10 protein-coding genes are annotated in these 21,493 nt (G+C 37.2%); 6 read left to right on the top strand and 4 right to left on the bottom strand.

What is annotated here, in order from left to right; all coding sequences use genetic code 11:
- The first annotated feature begins 59 nt into the window (after positions 1–59).
- Together B5D82_RS14900 and B5D82_RS14895 are read left to right on the top strand one after the other, a co-directional pair.
- Positions 60–2,714: a TonB-dependent receptor gene (locus tag B5D82_RS14900; RefSeq protein WP_081152618.1), complete on the top strand. Its 2,655-nt coding sequence runs from the start codon at positions 60–62 to the stop codon at positions 2,712–2,714.
- A gap of 123 nt (positions 2,715–2,837) precedes the next feature.
- Positions 2,838–4,835: a tetratricopeptide repeat-containing sulfotransferase family protein gene (locus B5D82_RS14895; RefSeq protein ID WP_081152616.1), complete on the top strand. Its 1,998-nt coding sequence runs from the start codon at positions 2,838–2,840 to the stop codon at positions 4,833–4,835.
- A 565-nt stretch (positions 4,836–5,400) separates the two neighbouring features.
- Here B5D82_RS14895 and B5D82_RS14885 read toward each other — a convergent pair.
- The gene (locus tag B5D82_RS14885; protein ID WP_081152613.1) at positions 5,401–8,442 is read right to left on the bottom strand and encodes an efflux RND transporter permease subunit; all 3,042 of its coding nucleotides are present in this window, start codon (positions 8,440–8,442) and stop codon (positions 5,401–5,403) included.
- A gap of 1 nt (position 8,443) precedes the next feature.
- The gene (locus B5D82_RS14880; protein ID WP_081152611.1) at positions 8,444–9,490 is read right to left on the bottom strand and encodes an efflux RND transporter periplasmic adaptor subunit; all 1,047 of its coding nucleotides are present in this window, start codon (positions 9,488–9,490) and stop codon (positions 8,444–8,446) included.
- Between the two features lie 147 nt (positions 9,491–9,637).
- Between B5D82_RS14880 and B5D82_RS14875 the strand changes: the two genes are divergently transcribed.
- Entirely contained in the window at positions 9,638–10,210 is a 573-nt protein-coding gene (locus B5D82_RS14875; protein ID WP_081152610.1) for a TetR/AcrR family transcriptional regulator, read from the top strand.
- Positions 10,211–10,586: 376 nt separating this feature from the next.
- Positions 10,587–12,230: a glucose-6-phosphate isomerase gene (pgi, locus tag B5D82_RS14870; protein WP_081152608.1), complete on the top strand. Its 1,644-nt coding sequence runs from the start codon at positions 10,587–10,589 to the stop codon at positions 12,228–12,230.
- Between the two features lie 81 nt (positions 12,231–12,311).
- On the opposite strand, the gene B5D82_RS14865 is transcribed toward pgi, so the two are convergent.
- Complete coding sequence (locus B5D82_RS14865; protein ID WP_081152606.1) at positions 12,312–14,234, bottom strand: alpha/beta hydrolase family protein; 1,923 nt, start codon at positions 14,232–14,234, stop codon at positions 12,312–12,314.
- 230 nt (positions 14,235–14,464) lie between these two features.
- On the opposite strand from B5D82_RS14865, the gene B5D82_RS14860 reads away from it, so the two are divergent.
- Entirely contained in the window at positions 14,465–14,971 is a 507-nt protein-coding gene (locus B5D82_RS14860) for a M48 metallopeptidase family protein (protein WP_081152604.1), read from the top strand.
- 196 nt (positions 14,972–15,167) lie between these two features.
- Complete coding sequence (locus B5D82_RS14855) at positions 15,168–18,176, top strand: ATP-binding protein (protein WP_081152603.1); 3,009 nt, start codon at positions 15,168–15,170, stop codon at positions 18,174–18,176.
- Here the strand turns inward: B5D82_RS14855 and B5D82_RS14850 are convergent.
- On the bottom strand, positions 18,168–21,338 hold the full coding sequence (locus tag B5D82_RS14850) for a ligand-binding sensor domain-containing protein (RefSeq protein WP_081152601.1): 3,171 nt from the start codon (positions 21,336–21,338) through the stop codon (positions 18,168–18,170). The two genes, B5D82_RS14855 and B5D82_RS14850, sit on opposite strands and share 9 nt — an antisense overlap.
- Positions 21,339–21,493: the final 155 nt, after the last annotated feature.

Here is a 21,493-nt window from a genome sequence, read left to right as displayed (position 1 = left end):
ATAATTAGTGCTCTAAGCATATTTGAACGCTCAACAAGAAAACATCCAGGGAAAATAATATGAAATTTACTAAACTGCACTGCGCCGTGCTAGCTGCGTTAGCTGCGTCTGGCTCTATAAACGCCGAAGAAATAAAACAAAAACCAAAAGCCTCAATTGAAACTATTGAAGTTACCGCTACCAAACGCTCTGAATCAATTCAAGAAGTTCCAGTTACGGTTACTGCTCTCACCGGTGATAGCTTAGAAAAGCTTGGCGTTTCTAATTTTGACCAATACGTAGAGTTTTTACCTAACGTTGTTTTTCAGGGCACAGGTCCTGGGCAAAATGAAATATATATTCGTGGCGCGGCAACTACGCAAACCAACATTTCGGTTTCATCTGTTCAAGCATTACAACCTTCTGTTGCGTTTTACTTAGACGAACAACCTGTTTCAATGCAAGGTCGTAATTTAGATATTTACGCTACAGATGTTGAACGTATAGAAGTACTTCCGGGGCCACAAGGCACACTTTTTGGTGCTAGCTCACAATCTGGTACTGTACGCTTAATTACTAACAAGCCGACACACGATGGTTTTGCTGCAGGTTTTGATACCAGCACTAGCTTCACTAAAGGCGGCGATATGAGTAACTCGGTTGAAGCATATTTTAATATGTCTTTAACGGATAATCTTGCTATACGTGTTGCAGCTTATAATGACCATCAAGGTGGTTGGATTGATAATATTCAGAACGACCCTAGCAATGGCGGTTATACCGGTAGTGCTGTCGTTATTGATAGAATTTCCGCTGGTTTCTCTAAATTAGCAGATCCTGAAAACACACCAGTTCAGATACCGCAAAATGACGCCTTAGTCGAAGATGACTTTAACACTGCTGATTATTCTGGTGCACGTTTTGGCTTGTCTTACATCATTAACAATGAGTGGGATCTTCTTGTTCAGCACACACAGCAGTCGCTTGATACTGAAGGTGTGTTTTCTTACGATCCTAACCTTGACGGTGAAACTTCAACCAACCGTTTTACGCCTGAAAACAACAATGATGATTTTGGTTTAACCACTTGGACATTAGAAGGTCGTCTTGAACACCTTACTGTCGTTTATACTGGTGGTTATTTAGACCGTGATATCAACTCAACAATTGATTACACCGGTTATACCAATGGTGGTCAATTCTCTGCTTATTACGTTTGTAACTATGCCAGTGCACCTGACGCACAAGAGTGTTTTGACCCAACTAAATTTTACAAAGAAGAAACCAGTAGCTCGCGCACAACGCACGAATTACGCATGAATACTGCAGCTGAAAACCGCTGGCGCGTTACGGCTGGTGTATTTTATGATACCCAAGACTTATCAACTGTTGGGCAATTTAAAATAGCGAATACTGAGCTTTTCCCTAACTTAGCAAGAGAGTTAGCTGGCAGTGAAGGAATAAACAGTAATGGCGGTCCTTTCTCTTCTGAAGTGAGCTTCGTTAACGATGTAACACATACCATTGATCAAATCGCTGTGTTTGGACAGTTCGAGTACGATATTACCGATACGGTAACCGCAAGCTTTGGTGCCCGTTGGTATCAAATTGATGATATTTATAAAGGCTCAACTACAACAGCTGATGTCAGCGGAAGATTGCGCGCATTTGGTGATGGTAGTGATGCAGCTTTAACTGAGTTTTTTGGTGCTGACGAAGCTGCGGCTATACAAGCGGCTATCGCGAGTGGACAATTAGAAACTGACTTACTTGATAGTAATGGTAAGCTAACCGTTGATGACACTATCATCAAAACTTCAATTGATTGGCAAGTGAATGACGATGTTATGGTGTTTGCATCATACTCAGAAGGTTTTAGACCGCCGGTCACTAACCGTGTTGGTGGTGGTTCTGCTGCAAACCAAGAAGGCGCTTTTGAAGGTTTCCGTATTCCGGTTTATTCAACAACGGATAGTTTAGATAACGTAGAGCTTGGTTTTAAATCAACGTTGTTTGATCAGTCATTACGTTTCAATGCGACCGCTTATTATTCAAAAATATCTGATTTACAAACTTCGCGCTATGACCCAACTAATATCAGCTTCTTAGTATTTACTGATAACGTGGGCGATGCTGAAATTAAAGGGATTGACGGTGACTTTAGTTGGGTAGCAACGGATAACTTGATCATATCAGGTGCCTTTAGCTTAATTGATACTGAATTAACGTCAATCAATGCACAACTTGACGGCATTGCGCCTCCAGAAGGCAGTAGATTACCTTATTCAGCTAAATTTTCAGGTAACTTACAAGCACAGTACTTCTACCCTATTTCGGGAGATATGACAGGCTATGTAAACGGCTCAATTAGTTATACCGGCGAAAGACTGGCTGGCATGGTGATGGATGCTTATATGATCGAAGATGCTACTAATTTAATTTATGGCACCGGCTCTGGTTTAAGTATTGAAAAAGAATCTGACGTTTATTCTGGTGTTAATTATCAAGACACTAATGGCGAAACCTTTGCAGGTGGTCGTTATATTCAAGATAGTTACATTCTGGCTAACATAAGTTTCGGTGTGACAAACGACGAATGGAAAGCAGAGTTTTTCATCGACAACTTAACGGATGAAAGTGCAATATTATATGTTGATACTCAACAGTATACGCCAAAAGTTGTGTCTAACAGACCTCGTACCATTGGCTTTAGATTTTCATACGACTTTTATTAAGTCTTAACTGAAGTCTAAAAGTTAATTAGATCGAAATTAAAACCGCTTGATACGTATATCAAGCGGTTTTTTATTGTTAAAGTAACCGAAAATTTATGATATACCTGCCATGGAGCTAAGTCATTGGACAAAACATCACCCCCTTCAATTGAAAGCCAATTAAAATCGATTCAAAAATTGATCCAAACGACAAAATTCGATGACGCCATAAATCAGAGTAAACAGCTACAAACACAAACCTCAGATCCACAACACCAAGTTGAGCTTTGGTATTTAATTGCCGTAGCCCAACGTTATGCCAAAAGATTTTCGCTGGCATTAACCAGTATCAATGAATTACTTAAACTTGATCATAAGCATAGCCGTGCTAACCAAGAGCAAGGTTTTATCAATTTAGCATTAGATGAGCCAACACTGGCTAAGAAGTCATTTGAAACTGCCGTAAAACTTAATCCGAGTTTAGTCGCCAGTTGGCAAGCGTTGATTCATCTATACCGTGACGAAAAGCAACAAGACAATATACAAAAAGCGGCAAATCACCTTGAAAAACTAAAAAAACTTCCCCCTGCTTTACTCGCTGTTACTGAATTAATGTATGAAGGTAAACTATTAAAAGCAGAACAAATTTGTCGACATTTTTTACAGAATAATAAACGCCACGTTGATGGTATGTGTATGCTTGCTGAAATAGGCATAGAACTAAAAATATATGACGATGCTGAATTTTTACTGGCCAGTGCACTTGAACTAGAACCCGCTCATATCCATGCCCGTTCGCTATATCTCAATTTACTTATCCGCTTGGGTAAATACAAAGTAGCAGCACAGCAAGTCGAAAAATTACTTATCGCGCAGCCTGACAATCTTAGCTTTAAAATAGCTAAAGCGAGCGCCTTAACAGGCTTAGGTGAAATAGAACAAGCCATAAACTTGTTTCAGCAAGTCGTTACAGAAAACGATCAAGTGCCAGGTTTTCATTTACAGTTAGGCCATGCGTTAAAAACCAAAGGTGAAATTGAAAAAGCTATTACTGCTTACCAAAAAGCTTATCAGTTAAGTCCAGCTTACGGTGATGCCTTTTGGAGTTTAGCTAATACGAAAACCTATCGCTTTAGCGATAGCGAAATTGCTCAAATGCAAGCACAACAAGATAATATAGACTTAGCACTAACAGATAAAATTCAATTACACTTCGCTACCGGTAAGGCTTTTGAAGACAGAAAAGATTACGATCAAGCCTTTAAAGCCTACCAACAAGGTAATGAATTACAGCATGCGCATAGCGGTTTTAACATCAACAAAATAGAGCAACAAATTGCAGAGCAAATAAAATATTGTACGCGTGAGTTATTTGAAATCCGTGGCAGTTTGGGCCTTAACGTACCCGACCCTATATTTATTGTGGGTTTACCACGAGCAGGCTCAACGCTACTTGAGCAAATACTGGCCTCGCATAGCCAAGTAGACGGCACGATGGAACTACACAATATCCTAGGCTTGGCATCAAGGCTGCGTGGTCGAAGTAAAAGTCAAAGTGATGAAGAAGCGCAATACCCTAAAAACTTAGCTGAAATTAACCCCGATTATTTCAAGCGTTTTGGTCAACAATTTATTGATGAAACGCAAGTCTACCGAGAAAAAGCGCCTTTATTTATCGACAAAATGCCGAATAACTTTCTCCACATTGGCCTGATCAGATTAATACTACCGAATGCGAAAATTATTGACGCCAGACGCTCGCCTATGGCTTGTTGTTTCAGTGGTTTTAAGCAGCTGTTTGCTGAAGGACAAGACTTTAGCTATAACCTAGAAGACATCGGCCGTTACTATCAAGCGTACCTTAAATTAATGGCCCATTGGAATGAGGTGTTACCCGGCTTTGTATTAACCGTGAACCATGAAGATGTCGTTGATGATTTAGAAACACAAGTGCGAAGAATGCTTGATTTTGTAGGCTTGGAGTTTGAACAATCATGTGTCGATTTTCATAAAACCAAGCGTAATATTAAAACACCAAGTTCGGAGCAAGTTCGTCAACCGATTTATAAAAGTGCCACTGAACAATGGCGACACTTTGAGCCGTATTTAGGGCCATTGAAAAAAGTGCTAAATATCGACTAACTGAGTATAGATAAAGAAAGTATCACCGAGCTTGCACAACAGCACCGAGAATACATCAGTTGTCCACTCAATTCGATTACCTATGCCAGTGTTTAACATTCAACACTGGCAGTAAATAATGCTGACTTTAAATGCCTAGTTGCATTTATATTAGCAACCAAAACATTGATTGTTATCTAGATTTTCATACTTCAGCAGACGCTTTAAATCATACAATTAACTGTTGTTCCGACTATATAGTCTAGGCTAATTTTAACAATAACTAATACCACAAAGCGTTTTTTTAATATAAAGAAGCAGTTAAAAGAGAAGTATTTCAATGCTAAAATGGGCTGGTTAATAGGCTGGTTTAACATCGCTACTTATATACGTTGTTCGATTGGTAAATTGCGTAATCGCAATCGTGACGCGATACAATCAATGGTTGCAGGAAATACTCCTACTCAAGTCACTTTTTTAACGCATCAAACAATAGTTATAGACACACTGAACAAAAAAACGAGCAATTAATTGCTCGTTTTTAGTACACATATTATGAAGGAAATTTTAGCTTTAAAACATCAAACTAATCTTTCTCTACCTTAATCTTATAGAGCACACTATAAAGCACTGGCACCGCTATCATGGTCAATATGGTGGCAAACGCTAAACCGCCCATAATAGTAACCGACATATCAGCAAAGAAAGGGTCTAATATTAGTGGCATAACACCTAAAATAGTAGTGATGGCGGCCAATGAAACTGGCCTTAAACGGCTCAAACTGGCTTCAACAATCGCTAGTGCTTTTTCTTTACCTTCCTGTATTTGTAAGTCGATTTCTTCTAGCAAGACAATGGCATTCTTAATTAACATACCAAACAGACTTAAAAAGCCAAGTAGCGACATAAAACCAAAAGGTAAATCGGCTATCAATAAGCCTGCAACAACACCTACGACTGCCATTGGTACAATTAGCCAAATAATTATTGGTTGTCTTGCCTTACCAAAAAGTAACACGCTAATAATAAACATAACTAAGAAGCCCAAGGGTAGTCCTTTTCCTAAAGCAGCTTGCGCCTTGCGTGATGATTCATATTCACCACCCCATTCAAGTTTATAACCCTCAGGCAAGGTAATATCAGCAATTTTAGCTTGTGTACGATTAAACGCTTCACCAGTGGTTTCACCATATCCGGCTTCCGCTTTAATGGTAATCGTTCGCACGCGATCACGGCGATTAATTAACAGTTCTTCGCTTGAATAGTTCATTTTGCCACTAACTTGCCTAAATGAAACATAAGTACGTTGGCTACTACTCCACACTAAACTGTTTTCTAAGCCGACCAATTGATCTGGATTCGTATTGCTATTTCGCGCAATAATCGGATAAAGGTAATCACCGTCCTGCAGTTGACCTATTTGCAGGCCATCAGTATAAAACTTAATTGCTTGACTGAAGTCACTTCTTGAAACGCCGGCAATGCCTGCAGTAATATCATCATATTCAGGCGCTAAAACGATGCCTTTATCTCGCCAGTCATCTCGAATATCGCGAATTTTTCCATCTTCAAAATATATCGCTTTGGCTTGTTCTGCCAACTGTCTTAAAATTGCGGGGTCTTCACCAGAAAATCTCGCTTGTATTTTCGCGCCAGCACCCGGACCAAACTGCATGATTTCAGCGTAAAAATTAACTTTAGGGTTTGATTTTTTTAGCTTATCTGATATTTCCTGAGCCAAACGCGGTATTTCATCTGCATTCTTAGCGCGCACTAAAAATAGCCCATAGCTTTCATTGGGTAATTCAGGTGCGAATACCAAGGTAAAACGCTCTGAACTTTCACCAATAAAAGTTGCTAATGATTCAATACCTTCGGTTTCAAGAATTAACTTTTCACCCGCTTTCATATATTTTTCGGTAGCCCGAATATCTGAGTCTTGTGGCCCCCAGTAATGGACAAAAAACACGGGTGTATTTGACAGAGGGAAAAAGCCCTGCTTAATTAAACCAAAGCTCGCGTAAGCACTTATGGTAATAACAACCAATATTGCCAAGGTTACACCACGCCAATGTAAAGCATTACGCAAAACAACTAAGTAAGCTTTATGAAATAACGAATGCGACTCTTCAGCCCCTTCTTTATTGCCAACTTTATAAAAATATTTGCCAAGTAATGGTGTTAACGTTACGGCAAGTATCCAGCTGAGCATTAAAGAAATAAGTACAACGGCAAACAGTGAAAATAAGAATTCACCGGTGGCATCATCTGACAAACCAATACCCGAAAATGCAGCGATTCCGATAACCGTTGCACCGAGCAATGGCCATTGAGTACGCTTAACAATAAAGCTAGCAGACTCCATAGCCGACTTGCCTTTCTCCATACGTAACATCATACCTTCTGCAACTACAATGGCATTATCAACTAACATGCCCATCGCAATCACCATAGCGCCTAAGGAAATACGCTCTAGCTGTAGATCATAAAGCCACATTATTAATACTGTACCTAAGACCGTAATTAATAATGTGCCACCAACCACGACACCTGATCGCCAGCCCATAAATAAACAAAGTGCCAACGTTACCACCGCTACCGATACTTCAAGGTTTAAAATAAACCCGTCGACTGATTCATCTACAATTTTGGCTTGGTTATAAATCGTCGACACATTAATACCCGTAGGTAATTTAGCTAACACTTCAGCTAATTTTGCATCAATTTCATGACCTACATCGACGATGTTAATATCATTTTGAGCTGATATGGCGAGAGTTATAGCACTTTCACCATTGAAGCGTTTTAAGCCGCTTGGGATCTCAACAGGTTGGAGACTCAATTTAGCAATATCTTTTATTTTTATAGAAGCATTTTTACCTGGTACAAAAATAGATAAATTCTCAATTTCTTCTATTTTATTGGTTGAACTTTCGATAGGGATCCTGATCTGTTTGTCACCCACGTATAACCGTCCGCCACTAAAAGGCTTTAAATTACTTGCTAACACTTGTTGAAGATCAGGGAAAGAAAGCCCTAAACCTGAAATTTGATAACTATCAATTGTCGCAACAATTTCTTCTTCTAAAATACCACCCACTTTTACCTTGGCAACACCGTCAACAGCTAACACTTCTCGGCGAATAATGCGGGAAAACTCACGCATTTGGTTCGCGCTAAAATCAGGTGCAGATAACGCATAATAAATACCATAAACATCACCAAAATCGTCAATAACAACCGGAGCACTCGCGCCAAGTGGCAAGTCATGTTCAATATCACGGAGGCGTTTGCGTAACTCATCCCAAATTTGAGGTAATAACGGTCCATCAATATGAGGTTGTATTTCCATGGTTATTCGAGAAAACCCTGGTTTACTAACGGATTTCAGAATATCTAATTGCCACATTTGTTGTAGCGCAATTTCAACTTGCTCAGTAACTTCCTTTTCAACTTTTTCCGCGCTTGCACCCGGGTAATAGGTAAAAATAACCGCTTGCTTTATAGTAAATGCAGGATCTTCTAAACGCCCAATATTGCCCATGGCGACAATGCCACCAATAATAAAACATATCGACATCAGCCAAATATTAATCGGCTTAGTTAACGAATAGCGTGCTATATCCATATTAATAAGTCGCCTTATATTCTCTGACTATAAGGCCCTCACGCATTTGGCTAACCGCTGCCGAAACCACTTTATCTCCACTATTTAATCCAGAAGAAACTAAAGCATATTCTCCCTCTAATTTAGAAACGTTAACCTTGACCAGGGAAAGCATATTTTCTGATTGATTAAAGCGCCAAACACTAAAGCCCGAGTCGCTATTCCCCATCAATGCACTTAATGGAATAACTAAAACCTGTTCGCGACTGTTTTTTTGCATAATATTAACAATGGCACGCGAACCAGGATAAAAAGACTTAGCAACCTTACCATCAAGCGCAAAGGTTACGCCGTAGGTTTGAGTGATAGGATCAGGAGTGGTTTTATGTTCAACATAATGTATGTCATATACTTTATCTTTTTGACCAATAATATGCGCAGTCGCTATCACATCACGATTACCAGCATTGGCGGTCATGATGCGCTCTGGTACTTCAAAAGAAAAGTAAAGCTCTGATCTATCTTGTAAATTAGCTAGTGTATCACCAGAGCGAATTAAACTATCATTTTCAATATATCTAGCACCAATGACTGCGTCAAATGGTGCTCTAATTGTACAGTAACTTAAATCTTGTTCGGCATTTTCTAAGGCGATTTTAGTAATTGAAAACTGAGACTTTGCTTCATCGTAATCTCGTTGAGACGCAACATTTTTTTCAAAAACATCTTTAATGCGCTTTAAGTTGCGTTGCGCATCTTCATGACGAATGCGATTCTCTTCCACTTTACGTTGGAAGGGCTTGGGATCTATCTTAGCTAAAACTTGGCCTTTCTTAACTTCACTACCTTCGATTAAACTTTCAAAAATTAATCGTCCTGAGACTTCAAATTTGAGATCAACACTCTTAACCACTGATACCGTAGCGGGGAATTCATATTCATCAACTAAGTTTGTCAGCCGTGCAGCCGTGAGTTGGACTACTACAGGTGCAGTCTCTTTTATGACGGGTGTTGGCTCAGAGCAAGCTTGCAGTACAAAAACTGCAGCGAGTAAAAATATTCGAATCACATTAACCCCAAAATATAAGCAAAATTATCAAAAATAAGTATGTTAATCATAACACAGGTTTACACATTAACAACTAATGTAAACCTGTTGTTTAATGCAACTACTCGCGTTAATATGCTAATAATTTAATAACTAAGAGCACGTGTTTTGCCAAGTACTACCGATAAAATATTAAATACCGCTATGGATTGTTTTTTTCAGCACGGCTACGATACCTCAAATATATCGATGGTCAGTCGTTATGCTGGCATATCTCGTGTCACTATTCATAAGCAATTCAAGTCAAAAGAGGTGCTATTTAGAGCTGTCGTTGAGAAACATTTTCAAGAACATAATATCTTAATTAATATCTACAGTAAGTCAGATAAAGACTTTTGGCTAGAAACCCAAGATCTTATTATTCAACGATGTGAAGGTTTATTTAATGATGTTTCGAGTAGTTTAGTAAGATCAAATTTAATACACGCTGGCCACGCATTTTGCAAAGATATTATTCAAGCAGAAGAAAGTTTAATAAAAACGAGCATTAGTTCAAGAATTAAAAAAGAAATTGCTGCAAATCGATTAACATTACGTAAAGTAGGATTAACAGCAGAACAGTTGGCTGAAACGCTACACTATGCGCCATTTGGCATAACTGTATCGGTATCTGAGCAAAACAATACTGCCTTTATAGAAAACTTAATGGCGGTATTTAAAGCATCAACATCAACGCTATAACACCCCATGTAAAATTTATGCTATTTTAAAATTAACAACAATTTTTTGAAATGCTTTCCGAATAAATCAAATCCTGCCATTTATTTATAATAACAGCCAATCGTTGTAATCTTCTCTATCTGAAAATTTCTATATTCATTTTTCTCTTGATCGCCCTGTTGTAATAAAACATCCGACAAACGTTATATAAAACAATAAAACTTAAAAATATAACATTTAAATACAATGACTTAAATTAAGATATTTAAATAACTAATCACTAGTTCAATATACTAATTAATTATTAGCAACTAAGCTAAATATAGTAAATAGTATAGTTAAAGTGAAGCTCTTATTGGCACAATATTTAAAGACTACAATACTCATTGGAGAAGTAATGCACGACAGAACCTCATTACCTAGCTGGAAAAAGCTGGAGAATCACGCGCTTGATATGAAATCACAACATATGAGTGAACTATTTAAACAAAACCCTAAACGTTTTGAACAATTCTCCATTCAGCTTGCCCCCTTTCTCCTCGATTATTCCAAAAACTTGATATCAGCATCAACCATGGAACTACTCTTTAACTTGGCTAAAGAGTGTGATGTTGAAGCTTGGCGAGAAAAGATGTTCAGCGGCGAGCGAATTAATAGCACTGAAGATCGCGCCGTATTACATACAGCTTTAAGAAATCGCAGCGAAACGCCAATAATGCTCGACGGTAAAGACATTAATATTGATGTGCGATTAGCACTAGATAAAATGAAAACATTCAGTGAGAAAGTTCGCCAAGGTTTATGGAGTGGTTATTCTGGGAAACGCATTACTGATGTGGTTAATATTGGTGTTGGCGGCTCTAATTTAGGCCCTCAAATGGTCACTGAAGCTTTAGACCAGTACAGCGACAACAGCGTTAATGTTCATTACGTTTCCAATGTTGATGGTACACAAATAGCGAATGTACTTCGGCCTTTAAACCCCGAAAAAGTCTTGTTTATTGTTTCGAGCAAAACTTTCACCACCACAGAAACCATGACGAATGCTAGAACAGCAATGAAATGGTTGGTTTCTTCATCTTTTGATCAATCAGCCATTGCTCAGCACTTTGTTGCAGTATCTTCCAATAAAAAGAATGCCACGGAATTTGGTATTGCTGAAGAAAATATTTTTGATATGTGGGATTGGGTCGGCGGTCGTTTCTCGCTTTGGTCTGCTATTGGCTTACCGATTGCTATTGATTTAGGTTTTGAGCGTTTTATTGAATTACTTGAAGGTGCTCATGAAATTGATCAACATTTTTGTAATACACCACTAGCGGAAAATGCACCGGTTATATTGGCATTGTTAAGTGTTTGGAACTGTACTTTTCTAGGTGCGCAATCTCAAGCAATTTTGCCTTACGATCAATCGTTACATATGTTATCGGCTTATTTACAACAAGCCGAAATGGAAAGTAATGGTAAATCAGTTTCTTGGGATGGCGATTCTATTTCATATCCCACTGTACCGTCAATTTGGGGCGAGCTAGGGATTAATGGCCAACATGCTTTTTATCAATATTTGCATCAAAGTAATAATGTTGTGCCGGCTGACTTCATCGGTTCAGTAGAGAGTGTAACCCCTGTTCAAGGCCATCATGAAACGTTAATGGCTAACTTTTTCGCCCAAACCCAAGCACTGATGCAAGGGGTTGACGAAGCTCAAGTACGAGCAGATTTAAAAGCTAAGGGCCGCACACAAGACTACATTGATAAAGTCGCTCCGCATAAGGTTCATAAAGGTAATCGCCCTACTAATACCATTTTAATGAAGCGTATATCACCACGTTCATTAGGCAGCTTAATCGCCATGTACGAGCATAAGATATTTGTTCAAGGCATTATTTTGCAAATTTGTTCTTTTGATCAATGGGGAGTGGAATTAGGTAAAGGCTTAGCCAACAATATTCAAGAAGAGTTATCATCTGGTAATATAAGCGAACTACATGACAGCTCAACTACTGGCTTAATTAACTTTTATCAAAGCTATACCAAATAAGTTTATTACTAAGTAAACAAAAAATAGCGAACACAATGTTCGCTATTTTTTTATATTGAATACTATATTCAGCTAAGTGGCTTATAAATGATCCTGTAAAAAGCTTAAATATTTATTCGAGGCACTAATTCGATTCGCCTTTTTACTAAAACCATGTCCTTCATCGTCAAACACTAAATAATCAACATAAGTGCCACCGCTTCGAATAGACTCTACCATGTCATCACTCTCAATTTTCAATACTCGTGGGTCATTCTTTCCCTGCACGACTAACACGGGTTTTTTAACATTTTGACCAAAAAATACCGGTGAAATATTATGTAAACGTTCTTTATCTGTACTAGGGTCGCCCAATTCATCATAAAGTGACTGGCGAAATGCTTCCCAATATGGCGGAATGCTTTCTAGTGTTCTGACCCAGTTTGTTACGCCAAAAATATTGATGCCTACTTCAAATTCATCTGTGAACGTCATAGCTGCCATGGTTAAGTATCCACCGTAACTACCGCCGATGACACCAATTCTGTCGGCATCCACCCAGTCCAAGCTTTGTAGATAATACTTATTATAAACCACATCTTTTAAATCATGATCGCCATGCTTTTTATCGTCTAAATGATTAAACGTTTTGCCATAGCCGCTAGAACCACGGTTATTAATTCTAAAAATAGCATAACCATTATTCACTAAGTGCTGAATAAGAGCAGAATAACCTTTACGGCTTTGCCCTCCTGGACCACCATGTATCCAAACTAAAGCGGGAACTTTCTGTGTTGCAGCTTGTTTGGGTTTATATAAAATACCGGGTATTTCTAAACCATCAAAACTTTTAAAGCGTACCACTTCACCCACCACTAAATTTTCTTCTAAAATATTGGGATTTCCAGTATTGGTTAAACGCTTTATCGCGTTACTACCTAACTGATGAACATAGAGGTTTGACGGAGATGTATCTGAGTTAATATAGAACACCATTTGTTTACCATCATTAGAAAAGTTCACACCACGCAAGTCGCCACTTGGCATATCAGGCAAAACAAGATTTTTCTTGGTTTTTAGGTCGATAATTTCTATTTTTGTTTGCGCGTCAGCATTCACACCATGTACTTGATAGCGGCCATCTTTGGAAAAATAAGTAAAACTGACATCCCAATTTACGGCAAAATTTTCTGACTTTTCTTTACTGACCAAATTGTAGGACCAAGCTTGATTAAATTCACCGAATTCATTGGTAGAATAAATAAGTGCACTATTATCGCGTGTAAATGTGTAAGCACTATGCTCGACATCTCCTTCATGTGCACTGATCAGCTCTGTTAACGGCTGTTTTTTGGCTAAGTCAACTAGGTATAAATTAGAATCGGCATTGGAGTTACTTTTGCTTAGCGCGATATATTGACCATTAGGGCTAACGGATTCCGGTGAATAGCCCGAATTATTTTGATAAATTAGTTTTCTGGAATAGTCTGCTGCTTGATATACATAGAGATCAAAAAATTTTGCATCTCTTTCATTTGTGGCAACAAAGAACTGTTCGTTATTTTCATGCCAACTAACAAAAAATGCCTTTAAACCTTCACCCGGCGTTAAATCTTTTTCTGTGCCATCTAATGCTTGTACAAAGAGATGATTTAACTCATTACCGCCTTTATCTGCGCTGTATAAAAACCGATCATCTTCAGGAAACCAACCAACTACATATATTGACTCTTTGGTTGAGTTTGTTAATTGTGTTATCTCAGAGCCATCTAATGGCACTTTATAGGCATTATAAATGCCACTTTCATCGTCACTCACTAAAACTGCGCTAGCATCAGCATTAATCGAAGAGCCAAATACGGATCGCGTTTTAAAGAATTCTTCAGCACTATAAGTTTGGAACGTTGACGTTGCTTTTGCTGGCTCATCAATTTGACCAATTGGCGTTTGTTTTGAACAGGCAAGTAGTAATATCAGCCCCGTACATAGTGCTAGAAATTTAGCCAGTTTTGGTAACTTTTTCATATTTATTCCCTTAATATTAATTTTATTTTATTTTATTCTTAGTTATCAAATACTTTTAATCGAAAACAAGTATAGAATAATTATCGTACAATTAAAGTCTTCATTCCTTAAAAACTCATGGTCTAAAGTGATCTTTTAAACTTAGGATAGAAAATACTAAATGTTGAAATTAAAATAGCGTAAACTATCGGTTAATAGTAAATCCTTAATACAGAACTATAATTAGTCAAATGGCCACACCGTTAAAATATTTATCTCATTATTCTCCAGATATTCAACAGCAAGTATCTAAGCTCGTTAAGGAAGATAGCTTAAAGGCTTATTTATTAGCGCAATTTCCTGAACCGCATGAAATAACCACCGATAAAGCATTACGTGAATATTCCCTCTTGATAAAGCAACAATATCTAAGGAAATCTGCGCCACTTAGCCAAGTAAAATACGATGATAAAATTCATATTATTAATAACGCGCTAGGCTTGCACACTTATGTTTCACGCGTACAAGGCAATAAACTTAAAAGTAAAAATGAGATCCGAATTGGTAGCATGTTCAAGAAAGCCCCTGAAGCACTATTGAATATGATCGTGGTACATGAACTCGCGCATTTGAAAGAGAAAGATCATAACAAAGCTTTTTATCAGCTGTGCCAACATATGTTACCGAATTATCATCAATTAGAGTTAATGACCCGTATTTACCTCACCGAGCTTGAAAGTAATGGCAATATTTACTAATCGCTAAGCTCATACTAAAATTCACACTTTCACAGTTAGCAGTATTTACCGTTTAAAAACAACATTAGCCTTGTGTGGCTAAATACCCCAATGATGATTCACAAAGCATTAACATAATGTATACTGCCAATAGCTAAATAAATGCCAAACACTCAAATTAAAATTGTGTGTTGTCATTCACCATTAGGTTTTAGATTTGCAGATAAAAAATAGAAAGTTATTACTAACACTAAGTGTTGTTCTGACCTTACTGCCATACTTTTTAATAAATGATATGTTTCCGATAAGTAATACTTGGCTTGAACAAGGTCCATTATTACTGCTACAAATCCTGAGTGTTGGCTTTGTTATTAATAGCTATTTACGTATTAAAAACCGTGCATTAAAGCTTTTTTGGCAATTTATTACTCTGGCCCTATTGTCCGCACTAATATCAAATTTACTCTTTATCTTCGCTATCATCAGCAATGATCTTTTGATTCAAGATTTTTTCAAACTTTGCAGTTATTTCTTTATTCTTTTAGCGATAGAGACTAATCCACAAAGTAACGAGACTAAAACAAATAAAAACATCAGTAATCGAGTTGCCGCCATATTTTTCACTTTAATATGCTTTAGTTATTTCGTTTTACTCCCCATAGAATTTGCAAATAATAGTGAGGATAAAATTGCCTCATCACAATTATTTCACTTACTTATAGCTGCACTTATTTTTATTCGATTAGCGACAAATAGTTATCAATGCGAAAGTCAGTTTTGGTGTCGAATTTACAGCGTACTTACCATTGCTGCAGGCGCATTATTGTTAGAGAACAGTATTGGTTATCTCAATAATTGGTTCCTAGTATCATTACCCGCTTATTTACTGACATTGTTAGTATTTATTCCATATTGTGCACTTATTATTGCCGCTAATAACTCGGTTAAGTCTACAGAGCCCCCTACTGAACTAATGCCTTCTTCTATCTCGGAACTCTATCTAATATTATTGATATCTTGTTCGATAATCATTCATTTAGTCGGCATTGAATTAAACCTGCATTACAATATAAATTCATATTTACAGTCGATATTACTTGCTACTTGGCTGGGTATAGCCCTGACATTATTAACCACTATTATTTATCGTAAAAATCACTTAGGGCATAAAAATCAACAACAAATTAAATTCCAAAACACAGCACAACAAGAATTAGTAAAGCTTAATCAATTATTAACTAACGCCATGCTTAATAGTGAGGACAAAGCTATAGTTAATGCTTCTAGCAACGCTATATTAACTACCAGCACTGAGGGCAAAGTACTTTCAGCAAACCCAGCCGCTGTACAACTTTTTCAATGTCTTGAACGCGAAATTATTGCCACAAGTGTCAAAGACTTTTTTTCGTCAGATGATCAAATGCATTACTTTTTCGATTTCAAAAGTAATGTTTATACCCTTCAACGTAAAGATGCCGGTATTTCGATAGAGTGCACAGCAACACGTAAAGACGGAACACAATTCCCTGTGCAAGCTGAATTACAATGGGCAGAAAGAGAAGAACAGCCTCTAGTCGTAATCACTTTTATTAACCTCACTGCGCGTAAGCTTGCCGAGCAACAAGCCTTAGATTTAAAAGATAAATTTATTGCCAATATTTCACACGAATTTAGAACACCATTAACTATTATCAATGGCATTTTAGATCGCTACTTAGTAAAAGCTCAAACAGAAGATGAAGGTAAAGAACTCAAAACGGCAAAGCGCAATGGTTTACGACTGGTCCGTATGGTTGAGCAGTTGCTTGAGTTGTCTCGCTTATCTGACAATCCGCAATTAACCATGGCAACCTACCGTCTGCATACGCTTATGTCGATGCCTGCAGATTCTTTTGCACGCTTAGCAACACAAAACAATTTGACCTTAACTTGTGATATCCCTGACCATATATGGCTAGATTGCGATGCTCAAGCGTTTGAGAAAATCATTTTTAATTTAATAGCTAATGCTATTAAATACACACCAGCAGGTGGCAGCATTCAAGTTATTGCCCATAGCGACAGTGATAACTTTACCCTTGATATTATTGATACTGGCATAGGTATAGATACGGCTTCACAAAGTAAAATTTTTGAACGTTTTCAACGTGCTGACGACGAAAAAAATCAGGGTGTTTTTGGTGTAGGCATTGGCTTGTCTTTGGTTAATGAATTGGTAAAAGCCCATCATTGGAAAATAAATGTTTTTAGCGAATACAATAAAGGCAGTAAATTTTCACTTATTATTCCTTGTGCATCTGCTATCTCTGAAGAAAAATCAACACCAACCAGTATTTCTCAAACCGAGGTATCATCGTTATTAATTGAACCGCACAATATAAATAAAGACATTAGAAACCATAGCCAAAAAGTAGTTTTAGTTATTGAAGATAACTTAGATATGCAAAGCCATATTAAGCAGGTAATAGAGCAACAACATCATAGTTTATTAGCAGGAAGTGGTGAGCTTGGTTTAACACTTGCCCAAGAGTATATTCCCGATGTAATCGTCTGCGATATTATGTTAACAGGCATAGACGGATTTGCGGTATTAAAACAGCTTAAAAGTCATGAACTGACCTCGCATATTCCGGTGATATTATTAACCGCACGTTCTGATTTAGATAGCCGCTTACACGGTTTAAACTTGCAGGCTGACGAATACCTCAGTAAGCCTTTTAATCATCAGGAGTTATTAACCCGTATTGATAATTTAATCAGTAACCGAGAAAAGTTACAAAAGAGTTACTTAAATAACTTTAATAAAGACCTACAACAGAACCGGAAGAATAATAGCTTCGATCACGTTGCAGAATTGGCCCATGATAGTGGTGACAATGTCACCCTTGATAATAAATTTTTAGAAAAACTAGAGACCATTACCGCTGAAGTCTATACCGATACTGACTTAGACATTGTTCAATTGGCGGCAAGAATGGCCATGAGCGAACGGCAGTTACAACGAAAAATTAAAGCCTTAATTGGTATAACTCCCAATAACTTCATTAAAGAGTTCCGCTTAAAAAAAGCAAAAGTGCTATTGCAAAATGGCTCTCAAATTGGCCGAATAGCACTCGATGTGGGTTTTTCATCGCAGACTTATTTTGGTCGCTGTTTTAAAGAAATGTTTAGCTGTACACCGAAACAATATCAGCAACAACAAAAAACGCAACGCCCATCAAGCTAAACCTGATTTAGTAATAACCTGCTCTTTTAAATTAGTAAGGCTGCCTTGCTGCATTAACTGTAAATAATCAAACGTATTTGATTTTGGCCCACACAAGCCTAACCATGAAAGCTGCTTATTTTCATCGGTATATGTAAGTGCTTGTTCAATTAAGACACTAATTTGATCCCAAGTTAAATCTAAAGGATTTTCCCGACTAAATGGAAAGAAGGAATAAGCCATATTTATCGAAGTAGCTTTATCAACCACACGGGTCAATCTGCCCGACAAACGCGCTGCTAATTCATTAGCGTTGTTACCTTTTTCATAGCCAATAACCGCAAAGGTATCGTGTGACCAACGAATAACGAGATCATCGTTATTGCGACTATAGTGCAGTAAATCAGTCAGGTTAATCAGCTGGCTATTACTCACATCTTCATCGCTTTTCAATTGCACCATCAAAATATAAAGACGTGGTAACATATCTCTCTGTACTGGTAATAAGTTTTGATGCATTTGATGCATTAATTGACTGGTTTGTTCGATATATATATCTAAATAGCGCCGGCTTTTAACGCCAGTAACTTTATCGACAATAGCTGCTTTTTCTAACTGTTTATTGGCTTGTGCTAACTCTAAATTTTTAGAGGTAAACTTCTCTGTTTTCTCATGTACTTGCTGTTCTAGGTAGAGTTTTTGCTGCTGTTCAATAACCAGCTTTCGATTTAAAAATCGAGAATAATACAGTAAGGCTAAAGCGACAGCTGACGTATATAAAATATACGCCCACCACGTATTCCATGGCGCTGGTTTTACAATAATATCTAATGATAGACCTGGATCGCTCCATACATTATCACTATTACCAGCTATTATTTGTAGTTGGAACTTTCCTGCGGGTAAATTGGTATATGTTGCTCTGCGTGACTTCCCTGCGTCAAGCCACTCTTGATCAAAGCCAAGCAGGCGATACTTATATTTAGTTGACTCTGGATAGGCATAGTTAAGTCCTACATACTCAAATGAAATCAATTGATCGTTATAGTCTAGCTCTAAACTTTTAAGATCAGTTAATGCTGAGGAAAAGTACATGGCTTCATTCAATTTAAAGACATTCGTGAGTCGTACGGGGATCGGACTAATTTTATTTTGGTTATTATCTGGCCGAATGCTTGTAACACCTTTACCTGCTCCAAAATAAATTACATTGTCTAGACTATTAAAAATTGCGCCATGATTATAATCCAAATCCACTAAACCATGACTTAGGTCAAAGTGTTTAAAGATATTAGATTTGACCGAAAAACGCGTTATGCCTTGATTGGAACTGAGCCATATATCGTTAAACTTATCTTGCGTCATGCCATAAACAGTCTGACTTTTCATGCCATCATTAGTGTCGATACGTTTAAATCTGTAATTATTTTCAACTCGATCTTTATATGACAAAACGTTGAGCCCTGCAGCTTGTGTGCTTACCCAGAGGTTCTTATCGTTATCTAATAGCAGGTACCAAGAAAGGTCACTCGAAAGACTATTTGGATCTGCTTCATCATTTATAATATGCTGAAAATTTTCAGTTCTATGATCAAAGCGACTCAGACCACCACCGTATGTTGCTATCCATATAATGCCTTGTTCATCTTCTAGAATGTGTAATATCGCGTTATGATTTGGTCCTAGTTCAGGATTATTTTTATCACTTACATAGCGAGTAAAACTCCCATCATCATTCATCCTATTAAGACCTTGGTTAAAGGTTGATACCCATAACTGGCCCTTATTATCTTTAATTATATCTGTAACACTGTTTGCAGATATTGAGGAAAAATCAAGTTCATCATGTGCATATGTTTCAATTAACTTTGTGGTTAAATTAACGTGATATAAACCTGAGGCTCTTGTACCTACCCAAAGAGTGTTATTATCATAAAATAAAGTCATTACTCGTAAGTTTTCAAAAAAACCGTCTAAATCTAGCTCTATAACTTCATCTTTATTAGCTAATAATTGATAAATCCGTCCGTTGTAAGCACTAAAGTAAATACTTTGGGATGATGCTTGAGAAAAACTTGTAATATTGGGGCGATCAAGAGTTGGGTATTCTCTAGCTGTATATTGGCGAAATGTTGTCATGGTAGGATCCCAACGGTTTAAACCATTATTTGTGCCAATCCACATTAAGCCATTTTGATCTTCAAAGAAATTCATAATGTAATTACTACTTACACTATAAGGATTACTTACTGAATAATTGAATCTTTCAAATTGATCAGTTTTATTATCATAAATTGATAAACCATTATCCGTTGCTATCCAAATATTATCACCAGCATCTTGATATACATTATGTATGGTGTCACTGCTAATTGATTTATCATTGTTAACATCAAACTTAAAATGAGCCACAATATTGTTATTCGCCGAATACTTTAGTAATCCCTTATCAACTGTGCCAACCCAAATATTTCCTTGTTTATCCTTAAAAAGTGCATTTACATATTTATTAACATAACTATCAGCTTTTTTTGGGGCATATTTTATTGTGTGTTTAAAGTTACCGTTTGTATCAAATACCGAAATACCACCGCCATTTGTACCTACCCAAATATCATGCTCATCAGTTTCAATTATAGAGTGTACAATATTATGGGATAAGCTCTGTTTCTCAGCTAATTTTTGCTGAACTTGAACTACATTCCAACTATCACCTGTGATAGTTAATATATTCAAGCCATTTTCTGTTCCAATCCATATTTTACCTTCACTATCTTCAAACAAGGTATTTATGCCATCGTTACTAATTTGTGCATGTTTAGTCTTAGTCGTTAAGTGACGAAAACTGTTAGATTCTGGCTGGTAAAGATTAATTCCCCCCCCTCGGGTGCCAATCCAAAGCTGCTGCTTAGAATCGATAATAATACGACTAATAACATTTGAACTTAATGAATTATCAACTAACGGCTTATTGTAAAAGCTAAGTAGCTGATGACCATCATATCGATGTAGTCCCTCTTGCCCACCAAACCACATAAAACCATTTTTATCTTGTGCGATAGTCATGACAAACTTATACGACATAGGATTATCAATCGCAAAACTTTTAAATAACTTACTTTCTTGGGCAAAAGATATGTTAGAAAATAGTAATGCAAAACAGAGATAGAATTTCTTACTCATTAGATAGCGTTAACCTGTGATTAGCTTGGGGAAGTAATACCTTTAACTATATTGAAAATTATTGTAGTGATTCGTGTTTAAACTAGAATAAAACTGACTTTGTGCGTTATAAAATAGGTCTTGGATGTTAGTGATAAGCAAATACAGAAATTTTC

Source organism: Cognaticolwellia beringensis, from assembly GCF_002076895.1.
GTDB lineage: Bacteria > Pseudomonadota > Gammaproteobacteria > Enterobacterales > Alteromonadaceae > Cognaticolwellia > Cognaticolwellia beringensis.
Note: the sequence above shows the minus strand (reverse complement) of the source record. Positions and strands in the feature narration are given on the sequence as shown.

Bases quoted from the DNA above. Each gene is read 5' to 3' on its own strand.
- B5D82_RS14885 (WP_081152613.1), bottom strand. From the start codon at position 8,442: ATGGATATAGCACGCTATTCGTTAACTAAGCCGATTAATATTTGGCTG.
- B5D82_RS14860 (WP_081152604.1), top strand. From the start codon at position 14,465: ATGGCCACACCGTTAAAATATTTATCTCATTATTCTCCAGATATTCAA.
- B5D82_RS14850 (WP_081152601.1), bottom strand. From the start codon at position 21,338: ATGAGTAAGAAATTCTATCTCTGTTTTGCATTACTATTTTCTAACATA.
- pgi (WP_081152608.1), top strand. From the start codon at position 10,587: ATGCACGACAGAACCTCATTACCTAGCTGGAAAAAGCTGGAGAATCAC.
- B5D82_RS14865 (WP_081152606.1), bottom strand. From the start codon at position 14,234: ATGAAAAAGTTACCAAAACTGGCTAAATTTCTAGCACTATGTACGGGG.
- B5D82_RS14900 (WP_081152618.1), top strand. From the start codon at position 60: ATGAAATTTACTAAACTGCACTGCGCCGTGCTAGCTGCGTTAGCTGCG.